Origin of the sequence: Mesorhizobium sp. M7A.F.Ca.US.006.04.2.1, from assembly GCF_004022915.1 — a bacterium.
Lineage (GTDB): Bacteria > Pseudomonadota > Alphaproteobacteria > Rhizobiales > Rhizobiaceae > Mesorhizobium > Mesorhizobium ciceri.
Window position 1 is genome coordinate 1 of sequence record NZ_RZQA01000160.1, and the last position, 9,292, is coordinate 9,292.

Annotated in this window: 9 protein-coding genes and 1 pseudogene; 9 read left to right on the forward strand and 1 reads right to left on the reverse strand. The window is 62.2% G+C overall.

Annotation, left to right across the window (positions count from 1 at the left end; genetic code table 11):
- From EN925_RS11275 to EN925_RS11285, 3 genes and pseudogenes are all read left to right on the forward strand, one after another.
- Positions 1–263: pseudogene (locus tag EN925_RS11275) on the forward strand (oxidoreductase); the annotation flags it as partial.
- 112 nt (positions 264–375) lie between these two features.
- Positions 376–654 (forward strand): DUF982 domain-containing protein, encoded by a 279-nt coding sequence (locus EN925_RS11280; RefSeq protein ID WP_013532012.1) that lies wholly within the window; start codon positions 376–378, stop codon positions 652–654.
- A gap of 30 nt (positions 655–684) precedes the next feature.
- A complete protein-coding gene (locus EN925_RS11285) occupies positions 685–924 on the forward strand; it encodes a DUF2188 domain-containing protein (protein ID WP_013532013.1) in 240 nt (79 codons plus the stop codon).
- A gap of 158 nt (positions 925–1,082) precedes the next feature.
- On the opposite strand, the gene EN925_RS40670 is transcribed toward EN925_RS11285, so the two are convergent.
- Complete coding sequence (locus EN925_RS40670) at positions 1,083–1,634, reverse strand: hypothetical protein (RefSeq protein ID WP_245460894.1); 552 nt, start codon at positions 1,632–1,634, stop codon at positions 1,083–1,085.
- A gap of 126 nt (positions 1,635–1,760) precedes the next feature.
- Here EN925_RS40670 and EN925_RS11295 point away from each other — a divergent pair, with 126 nt between their 5' ends.
- The 6 genes from EN925_RS11295 to EN925_RS11320 form a co-directional block, all read left to right on the forward strand.
- Positions 1,761–2,504 (forward strand): competence/damage-inducible protein A, encoded by a 744-nt coding sequence (locus EN925_RS11295; protein WP_127368224.1) that lies wholly within the window; start codon positions 1,761–1,763, stop codon positions 2,502–2,504.
- An 81-nt stretch (positions 2,505–2,585) separates the two neighbouring features.
- Positions 2,586–3,419 (forward strand): universal stress protein, encoded by an 834-nt coding sequence (locus EN925_RS11300; protein ID WP_128336537.1) that lies wholly within the window; start codon positions 2,586–2,588, stop codon positions 3,417–3,419.
- 131 nt (positions 3,420–3,550) lie between these two features.
- The gene (gene gpt, locus EN925_RS11305; RefSeq protein WP_013532017.1) at positions 3,551–4,051 is read left to right on the forward strand and encodes a xanthine phosphoribosyltransferase; all 501 of its coding nucleotides are present in this window, start codon (positions 3,551–3,553) and stop codon (positions 4,049–4,051) included.
- Between the two features lie 210 nt (positions 4,052–4,261).
- Positions 4,262–4,750 (forward strand): NUDIX hydrolase, encoded by a 489-nt coding sequence (locus EN925_RS11310; protein WP_013532018.1) that lies wholly within the window; start codon positions 4,262–4,264, stop codon positions 4,748–4,750.
- 133 nt (positions 4,751–4,883) lie between these two features.
- Positions 4,884–5,195 carry a PilZ domain-containing protein gene (locus EN925_RS11315; RefSeq protein ID WP_013532019.1) on the forward strand — a complete coding sequence of 104 codons (312 nt, stop codon included), beginning with the start codon at positions 4,884–4,886 and terminating at the stop codon, positions 5,193–5,195.
- Between the two features lie 631 nt (positions 5,196–5,826).
- Positions 5,827–9,292: vitamin B12-dependent ribonucleotide reductase (locus EN925_RS11320; protein WP_128336539.1), on the forward strand; the 3,466-nt coding region annotated here is incomplete at its 3' end.

Consider the following 9,292-nt stretch of genomic DNA (forward strand, 5'->3'; position numbering starts at 1 on the left):
GCTATCAGGTGCATCTGGCGGAGGCGGTGCGCAAGGGCGCTGATATTCCGACCCGCGCCGTCGGCCTGATCGACGACCCCAAGCAGGCCGAAGCGATCGTCACCGAGGGCCGCGCCGACATGGTGGCGCTGGCGCGGGCCTTCCTGGCTGATCCGCGCTGGGGGTGGCGTGCGGCGGCGACATTCAGCGAGACAATCCACCCGGCGCCACAACTTGCCCGTTCGGTGACCACGATGCAGCATTGGATGAAGGCGGCGGGCTGAACGGTTCGCGCTCCCGACACGGCGCTGTAGAGCCTTCAAACAGCCTCTGAGACGTTTGGGCGCAGGCTGACGGCCATGGTTGCAACCAAATTGGCTGCTTTGCGTTGCGGCCATGATGGACAACAAACCTTTTGAAGTGCCGGTCGTCGTCGAACTTGGCCACGTCGGCAAATATCGCCACATCCGCAGCGCCCAGGAGGCCGCGGAGTGCCTGATGACGGTGTGGCCGCTCAATCGCGGCCCGCGCCATCGTGATGCCCTCGACACTTGCCTCAAAGTGCTGGAAGGTTATCGTTCGACAGCAGATGCGCGCCGGGCGCTGATTGAAGCCGCCAAGGAATCGGAAGTGCTGGTGCCCGACGACAGACTGCCCGACGACCGACTGCATTGAGCAGACGGACCTTTCAACCGGAGGTTTTTCATGGCGAAGCTGACTTACAAGATCGTCGAACATGACGGCGGCTGGGCCTACAAGGTCGGAGCGACCTTTTCCGAGACGTTTCCGACGCATCAGGACGCGTTGCGCGCCGCCGAAATCGCCTCGGCCGAGCAGCAGGTCGCCGGAGCGACGGACGGCATCCAGTATGAGGACGCCGAGGGAAAATGGCATGAGGAACTGGCCGACGGCCGCGACCGGCCGCAGACAGAAGTCTCGGATTGATCGGTGTCGCGGTTGATGTGGAGCGGTTCGACGGAGCGCCGACCGCAGCGCCGTCCGGAGAGAGGACGCGCCAGCGGCCAGCGGCTGTCCTTGCGGACTAGCCCTCGAACATGGATTTCCAGAAAATCGGCGTGCGCTTTTCGGAAATCGCGTTCTGGCTATTTGCCGCAATACTGATCGTTGACGTTTTGCCCTGCGTTAGCGTCCGGGCCTGGTGTGTTGTGGGCACATGGGCCTATTGCGCCGGTGTTGCCTTGAGTGTTCAACCCGGAGCCGTCACTGATGCTTCCCGTGGTGTAGGGGTCGACAGTTGTCTGGTCGTTGTTACCGAACAGCCACCAGTCATGATTGTTTGAGTACCTGTCGTCCAGTGACTGCGCCATCGCCGATGTGGCGAGACCAATCGTCAGGACGGATGCTGCGAGAAGTTTTGTAACCATTGAATCACTCCGTATCTTAGCCGCTTTGGTGCGACACTCATAAAACCCGGTAGTCAGCCGAATGGTTCCTTGAAATTGTCGTGAAGCTGAGGTGAGGCCCCGATCAGCCCGGCCGGCGATGCGCTCGATGGATGCGGCGGTTCGCTCCGCGGCCACGAATTGCGGCACGTGCCCCTTGCCGTTGGGCCCCTCGATGCGGCCGAGATCTTGCTCGACCGCCACGTTATCGCAGAACATGGTGTGGAAACGAGTTGGCTTCGACCGAGCCATCCACCTCCGGCGGTCATGTAGTCGGGCAGGGAAGCCGGCGCCGCGGAGATGACATTGCGGCCACCGCCGCGCCGCGCTATCTCAGACCACTCGCCTTCCCGGGCCACTCGCTTGCCGGAGCTTCCCATGCCTGAAATCGTGACCGCTGCCATGCTCGTCATCGGCGATGAGATTCTGTCCGGCCGCACCAAGGACAAGAACATCGGCCATCTCGCCGACGTCATGACGGCGATCGGCATCGACCTGAAGGAAGTGCGCATCGTCCCGGACGAGGAAGACGAGATCATCGCGGCGGTGAACGCCGTGCGCGCGCGCTACACTTATGTGTTCACCACGGGCGGCATCGGGCCGACGCATGACGACATCACGGCCGATTCCATCTCCAAGGCCTTTGGCGTGCCTTGCGAATACGATGCCCGGGCCTATGCCATGCTGGAAGCAAGCTATGCCGCGCGCGGCATCGAATATACCGAGGCCCGCAAGCGCATGGCACGGATGCCGCGCGGCGCCGATCTCATCGACAATCCGGTGTCGGTCGCGCCTGGCTTCCGCATCGGCAACGTCCACGTCATGGCTGGCGTGCCGTCGATTTTCCAGGCCATGCTCGACAATGTCGTGCCGACGCTGAAGGCCGGCACGAAGATGCTGTCGGCGACCGTGCCCTGCCCGTTCGGCGAAGGCCTCATCGGGGGGCCGCTGGGTGATATCCAGAAAGCGCATCCCGATACGATCATCGGCTCCTATCCGAAATATGGCGATGGCAAGTTCTGGACCGAACTGGTCGTGCGTGCCCGCAACCAGGAGGCGCTGGACGCTGCCCGCGCCGATGTCGAGGCGATGGTCGCCGGCTTCGCCAGCAATCCCGGCTGATCTGGTCCAGACCGGAACAAAGCACGACGCTGCAACGTTTCCCCGGCACGAGTTCGCCAGCTCGTGAACTGAGGGATTGTCATGCGATTCAAAACCATCGTCGCCATTCTGCAGAACGAGCAGGACGCCGAGCGCGTGCTCGACTGCGCCATTCCGCTCGCCACCCGGTTCCAGAGCCATCTGGTCGGCATCCACGCCGAAACGCTTCCCGTGCCCTACACCTCTGCCACAGGCTTTCCCGACACCGAATTCCTGCAGGTTTCGGCAGACATGAACCGGGAACGGGCCGAGAAATTAAGGACGCTGTTTCTCAGGCATATCGAGGATTCCGGTCTTTCCTTCGAGTGGCGAAGCCTGGAGAGCTTTTCGGGTGACAGTGCGCTGACCGGGATTTCGAGCGTGCGGGCCGCCGACCTGATCATAGCAGCGCAGCGCGAAACGGGCGGCGATTCCAGCGCGGACGTTGACACGCTGGTCTACGATGCCGGCCGGCCGGTGCTGATGGTGCCGCACGAGGGTCCGCTGATCACCACCTTCAAACGCGTCTTGCTCGCCTGGAACGGCAGCAAGGAAGCGGCGCGCGCCGCCTTCGACGCGCTGCCCTTCATCATCGAAGCCGAGAAGACCGACATATTGGTTATCGACCCTCCTGAAACGCTCGACGACAGCCCGGAGGCCGCCGGCGCCGAAATCGCGGCAGCGCTGTCGCGCCACGGCGCCACCGTCAGCGTCTCGGTGCAGCAGTCGGGCGGCAGTTCGGTCGATGACATCATCCAGACCAGGATCGCGGAGACCGGCGCCGATCTGCTGGTGCTCGGCGCCTACAGCCATTCATGGCTGCGCCAGCTTCTGTTCGGCGGCGTGACGCGCAGCGTTCTGCGCACCGCGCCGGTGGCAGCCTTCCTGTCGCGGTAAGCCCACGGCGATCGCTGGCCCTTGCCTTGCCAAGGCCCCTGCTCTTGCCAAGATGGGGGCTTTCCAGCTAATTCCGCGCGCATTCCCCTGTTTTCTTGCGCGCGATCCCCGCGTGCTGTGGAGTGCGCGACATGTCCCTTCCCGAAAAAGCCTTTCCGGTCTCCTGGGACCAGTTCCATCGCGACGCTCGCGCACTCGCCTGGCGGCTTGCCGGCGCCAACAAAGGGCAATGGAAAGCGATCGTCTGCATCACGCGAGGCGGGTTGGTGCCGGCGGCGATCATCTCGCGTGAACTTGGCATCCGCGTCATCGAAACCGTCTGCGTCGCCTCCTATCACGATTATACCAGCCAGGGGCAGCTGCAGGTCCTCAAGGAGATCACCCCTGCCCTGCTCGCCGAAGACGGCGCCGGCGTGCTGATCATCGACGACCTGACCGACACCGGCAAGACGGCGGGCATCGTGCGCGCGATGATGCCCAGGGCGCATTTCGCCACCGTCTATGCCAAGCCGAAAGGCAGGCCGCTGGTCGATACTTTCGTCACCGAAGTCAGCCAGGACACCTGGATCTATTTCCCGTGGGATATGGGCTTCACCTACCAGAAGCCGATCGCCGACGACCACGCCGGCTGATTCGCAACTACCCTGTTACAGACCAGCAGCTTGCACCGGGGATGGATTTGCTTTCGCAAACAGGTCCGGCAGAGCCGGATATTTCGCGAAATCGACGTCTATTGGCGGAAATTGGCCAGGCGAATGAAATTTTTTACTTTTATTGCCGACAATTAGCCGTAAGATTCGTGAGACGGCAAACGATTCCGGAGGCTGGGGCTAGCTTCTTCGATGTTGACGAGGCCAACGACACACAATCATCTGGCCGAAAGGGTCCGACGGCTCTTCGGCACCGCGCCGTGCCGCCTGCAGGTTGCCGCCCTGCCCTGGCGCGACACGGGAGACGGCGTCGAAATCATGCTGATCACCAGCCGCGATACCGGCCGTTGGGTTTTGCCCAAGGGTTGGCCAGAGGCCAGGGAGCCGCTCTGCGAGGCCGCGGCGCGCGAAGCCGGCGAGGAGGCCGGGCTACGCGGCCGTGTCTCTCATCTTGAAGCCGGCCGTTACTTCTACGCCAAGGCGCTGGCTTCCGGCGAAGAAGTCCCGTGCGAGGTCCTGGTGTTTCCGCTGCATGTCGACAAAGTCGCGGACCGCTGGAAGGAAAAACGCTCACGCACCCGCAAATGGGTCCGTGCAAGCGAAGCGGTGCGCATGGTCAACGAACCCGACCTTTGCCAGATCATCGCCTATTTCTGCGCCGACCCGCACAGCTTCTCCTGACGGGCGGCCACACCGCGCTCTTTGCAAAATGGGACTGGCTTGCAAAGGCTGGACACGCGTTGCCGCGCATCGACATGAATGCTTTGCTAAGGAATCAAAGGTAGGATTCGGCAGCTCTGGTATTTTTTGATCGATGGCGAATCCCGCAAATCCAATTCCAAACGAGTCCGACGAGCCTGAGCGCGAGCATCGTCCGCGCGTGCTCAAGGGCGGGTCGATCATCACCGGAATTTCGAATTCGGAAGTCGGCTGCACGCTGCGCAATCAACATGAAGGCGGAGCCGAACTGAAGATACCGCTGGAAGCCCGGGTTCCCGATCGCTTCCTTCTCTATGTGCCGCTCGACGGCATTGCCTATCGGTGTGAGGTCCGCTGGCGTCGCAATGACCGTATCGGGGTGCAGTTCACCGGCACCGAGCCAAAACCCAGGCTGCACTACGGCTGATCCATTCAGGCACGACGCTTTGGATCGTTGCCGCGTCCGGATTGCCTGGTGACGGCAAAATTGCGATCGCCGCACCGCATTCTATCCCCGTTATCCACATATGTGACACACAAGATGTTGGGGTCACAAAAGCTACGCAAACGAATCCTTGACGGCGCAAAACGAGTCGCCTTTTATAGGCCATGCGCTCCTGTTGAGAGTGCGACCGGAAAGTTCTGAGCCCGGTCTTTTTCCCGGATTATGTGCGTTTTGCTCGCATTTCCGCCTGGTTACGAGGCCGGCGGAAGCGTTGGAATTGTGGGGCGGTTGGGGTCGATAGGGACAATTGTCGGGCTTGAATAAATTGTCTGTTAATACTATATTTAGTGTTTGCAGGTAGGTTCGACGCTAGATAGTGTGAATTTCCCTCGACCGAGGGAATCGGAAAAAAATCAGTTTTGAGGGACCCGTGGGTTCGTCGGCACGTTGGACAGGCACTTCGCAAGGAGTTTGACCAGCAGGGCCGGCGGAGGCTGCGAAATGGAGAGCCGGCCGTTTTCGAACGCCGGCAGACGGCGGACATGCGCGTTTCGCATCGGGGGCAGAAATCCCTGGGGAAAAGCGCTACATATAGACAAAAGGGACCGGACCAATGCGCATCGAGCGTCGTTTCACCAAGCCAGGACAGTCCGCCTATGCGGAGATCGAATTCCGCAAGGCGCTTTCGGAGATCAAGAATCCGGATGGCTCGGTGGTGTTCCGCTTGGACAATATCGACGTGCCGGCGCAGTTCTCCCAGGTCGCAGCCGATATCCTGGCACAGAAATATTTCCGCAAGGCCGGTGTTCCGGCACGCCTGAAGAAGATCGAAGAGAACGACGTCCCCTCCTTCCTGTGGCGCTCCGTCGCCGATGAGGCGGAACTCGCCAAGCTGCCGGAAGCCGAGCGCTACGGTTCCGAGATCGACGCCCGCCAGGTCTTCGACCGCCTTGCCGGCACCTGGACCTATTGGGGCTGGAAGGGCGGCTACTTCAAGGCGTCGGAAGAAGACGCACGCGCCTTCCGTGACGAGCTTGCCTACATGCTGGCCACCCAGCGCGTGGCGCCGAACTCGCCGCAATGGTTCAACACCGGCCTGCACTGGGCCTATGGCATCGACGGCCCGAGCCAGGGCCACTTCTATGTCGACCCGTTCACCGGCAAGCTGACCAAGTCGAAATCCTCCTACGAGCATCCGCAGCCGCATGCCTGCTTCATCCAGGGCGTACAGGACGACCTCGTCAACGAGGGTGGCATCATGGATCTGTGGGTGCGTGAAGCGCGCCTGTTCAAATACGGCTCCGGTACCGGCTCCAACTTCTCGCTGCTGCGCGGCGAAGGCGAAAAACTGTCCGGTGGCGGCCGCTCGTCGGGCCTGATGAGCTTCCTCAAGATCGGCGACCGCGCGGCGGGCGCCATCAAGTCGGGCGGCACGACGCGCCGTGCCGCGAAAATGGTCATTGTCGACGCCGACCACCCCGATATCGAGGAATTCATCGACTGGAAGGTCAATGAAGAGCAGAAGGTCGCCTCGCTGGTGACCGGCTCCAAGATCGTCAAGAAGCATCTCGAAGCGATCATGAAGGCCTGCGTCAACTGCGAAGGCAATGGCGACGACTGCTTCGATCCGTCGATCAACTCCGCGCTGAAGCGCGAGATCAAGGCGGCCAAGAAGTCCGCCGTGCCGGAGAACTACATCTACCGCGTCATCCAGTTCGCCAAGCAGGGCTACAGCTCGATGTCGTTCAAGACCTACGACACAGACTGGGATTCGGACGCCTACCTCACGGTTTCGGGCCAGAATTCCAACAATTCGGTGTCGCTGAAGGACAATTTCCTGCGTGCCGTCGAGGACGATGCCGACTGGCACCTGACCGCCCGCAAGGACGGCAAGGTGCTGAAGACGCTGAAGGCCAGGGATCTCTGGGAAAAGATCGGTTACGCCGCCTGGGCGTCCGCGGATCCCGGCCTGCATTTCAACACGACGATGAACGACTGGCACACCTGCGCTTCCGCCGGTGCGATCCGGGCGTCCAACCCGTGCTCCGAATACATGTTCCTCGACGACACGGCCTGCAATCTCGCCTCGATCAATCTGCTGCCCTACCGCAACGCCGACGGCACGATCGACATCGCAGCCTACGAGCACACGGTGCGGCTGTGGACCATCGTGCTCGAAATCTCCGTCATGATGGCGCAGTTCCCGTCGAAGGAGATCGCCAAGCAGTCCTACGAATACCGCACGCTCGGCCTCGGCTATGCCAATATCGGCGGCCTGCTGATGACGTCGGGCATTCCCTACGACTCCGATGAAGGCCGCGCGATCTGCGCCGCACTCACCGCGATCATGACCGGCATGGCCTATGCCACCTCGGCCGAGATGGCCGGCGAACTCGGCGCCTTCGCCGACTACGACCGCAATGCCCAGAACATGCTGCGCGTCATGCGCAACCATCGCCGTGCCGCCTATGGCGAGAAGCAGGGCTACGAAAAGCTCGCCGTCAACCCGGTGCCGCTCGTCGCTTCCGACCTGAAGCAGCAGGACCTTGCAACCCACGCCAAGGCCGCCTGGGACCGCGCCATCGAGCTCGGCGAGGAGCATGGCTACCGCAACGCGCAGGCGACCGTCATCGCGCCGACCGGCACGATCGGCCTGGTCATGGATTGCGACACCACCGGCATCGAGCCCGACTTCGCGCTGGTGAAGTTCAAGAAGCTGGCCGGCGGCGGCTATTTCAAGATCATCAACCGCGCCGTGCCGGAAGCGCTGCGCACGCTCGGCTATTCCGAAGCCCAGATCGCCGAAATGGAGGCCTATGCGGTCGGCCACGGCAACCTCAACCAGGCGCCGGCCATCAATCCCGGCGCGCTCAAGGCCAAGGGCTTCACCGACGACAAGATCGCGGCGCTCAACGCAGCCTTGAAGTCGGCCTTCGACATCAAGTTCGTCTTCAACCAGTGGACGCTCGGCGCCGACTGGGTGAAGGAGACGTTCGGCTTCACCGACGAGCAGCTCAACGACTTCTCGTTCGAGATGCTGCCGGCGCTCGGCTTCTCCCGCAAGGACATCGAGGCCGCCAACATCCATGTCTGCGGTGCCATGACACTGGAAGGCGCGCCGTTCCTCAAGGCCGAACACCTCGCCGTGTTCGACTGCGCCAGCCCGTGCGGCAAGATCGGCAAGCGCTCGCTTTCGATCAACAGCCACATCCAGATGATGGCGGCGGCACAGCCCTTCATTTCCGGCGCCATCTCGAAGACCATCAACATGCCCAACGATGCGACGGTGGAAGATGCCAAGGGCGCCTACATGCTGTCGTGGAAGCTGGCGCTGAAGGCCAACGCGCTCTACCGCGACGGCTCGAAACTGTCGCAGCCGCTCAACTCCTCGCTGCTCGCCGATGGCGAGGACGATGAGGATGAAGCCGTCGAGCAGCTGCTCGCCGCACCTGCGGCAGCGCGTGCCGCACAGATCACCGAGCGGATCGTCGAGCGCATCATCGAGCGCGTGTCGCGCGAGCAGGAAAAGCTGCCCGGCCGCCGCAAGGGTTACACGCAGAAAGCCAAGATCGGTGGCAACACCATCTTCCTGCGCACCGGCGAATATGACGATGGCCGTCTCGGCGAGATCTTCATCGACATGAACAAGGAAGGCGCGACTTTGCGTGGCCTTCTCAACAACTTCGCCATCGCCATTTCGTTGGGCCTGCAATATGGCGTGCCGCTCGACGAATATGTGCACGCCTTCACCTTCACCAAGTTCGAGCCGGCCGGCATGGTGCAGGGCAATGACGCCATCAAGAGCGCGACGTCGATCCTCGACTACGTGTTCCGCGAGCTGGCGATCTCCTACCTCGGCCGCAACGATCTCGCTCATGTCGACCAGTCGGACTTTTCCAACACCGCACTTGGCCGTGGCATCAGCGAAGGCAAGACCGATGCGGTCTCCAAGGGCCTGACCCGTGGCGCCTCGCCGGTGAAGCTGGTGTCGCGCGTCAGCGGCAACGATCCGAAAGGCTTTGCGGCCCCATCGGGCGCCCCTGCCCGCTCGGCACCGACCGCCTTCTCCGGCTCCAACG

Excerpts from the sequence above, each read along its gene's own strand:
- EN925_RS11280 (WP_013532012.1), top strand. The coding sequence starts at position 376 with ATGATGGACAACAAACCTTTTGAAGTGCCGGTCGTCGTCGAACTTGGC.
- EN925_RS11285 (WP_013532013.1), top strand. The coding sequence starts at position 685 with ATGGCGAAGCTGACTTACAAGATCGTCGAACATGACGGCGGCTGGGCC.
- EN925_RS40670 (WP_245460894.1), bottom strand. The coding sequence starts at position 1,634 with ATGGCTCGGTCGAAGCCAACTCGTTTCCACACCATGTTCTGCGATAAC.
- EN925_RS11295 (WP_127368224.1), top strand. The coding sequence starts at position 1,761 with ATGCCTGAAATCGTGACCGCTGCCATGCTCGTCATCGGCGATGAGATT.
- EN925_RS11300 (WP_128336537.1), top strand. The coding sequence starts at position 2,586 with ATGCGATTCAAAACCATCGTCGCCATTCTGCAGAACGAGCAGGACGCC.
- gpt (WP_013532017.1), top strand. The coding sequence starts at position 3,551 with ATGTCCCTTCCCGAAAAAGCCTTTCCGGTCTCCTGGGACCAGTTCCAT.
- EN925_RS11310 (WP_013532018.1), top strand. The coding sequence starts at position 4,262 with ATGTTGACGAGGCCAACGACACACAATCATCTGGCCGAAAGGGTCCGA.
- EN925_RS11315 (WP_013532019.1), top strand. The coding sequence starts at position 4,884 with ATGGCGAATCCCGCAAATCCAATTCCAAACGAGTCCGACGAGCCTGAG.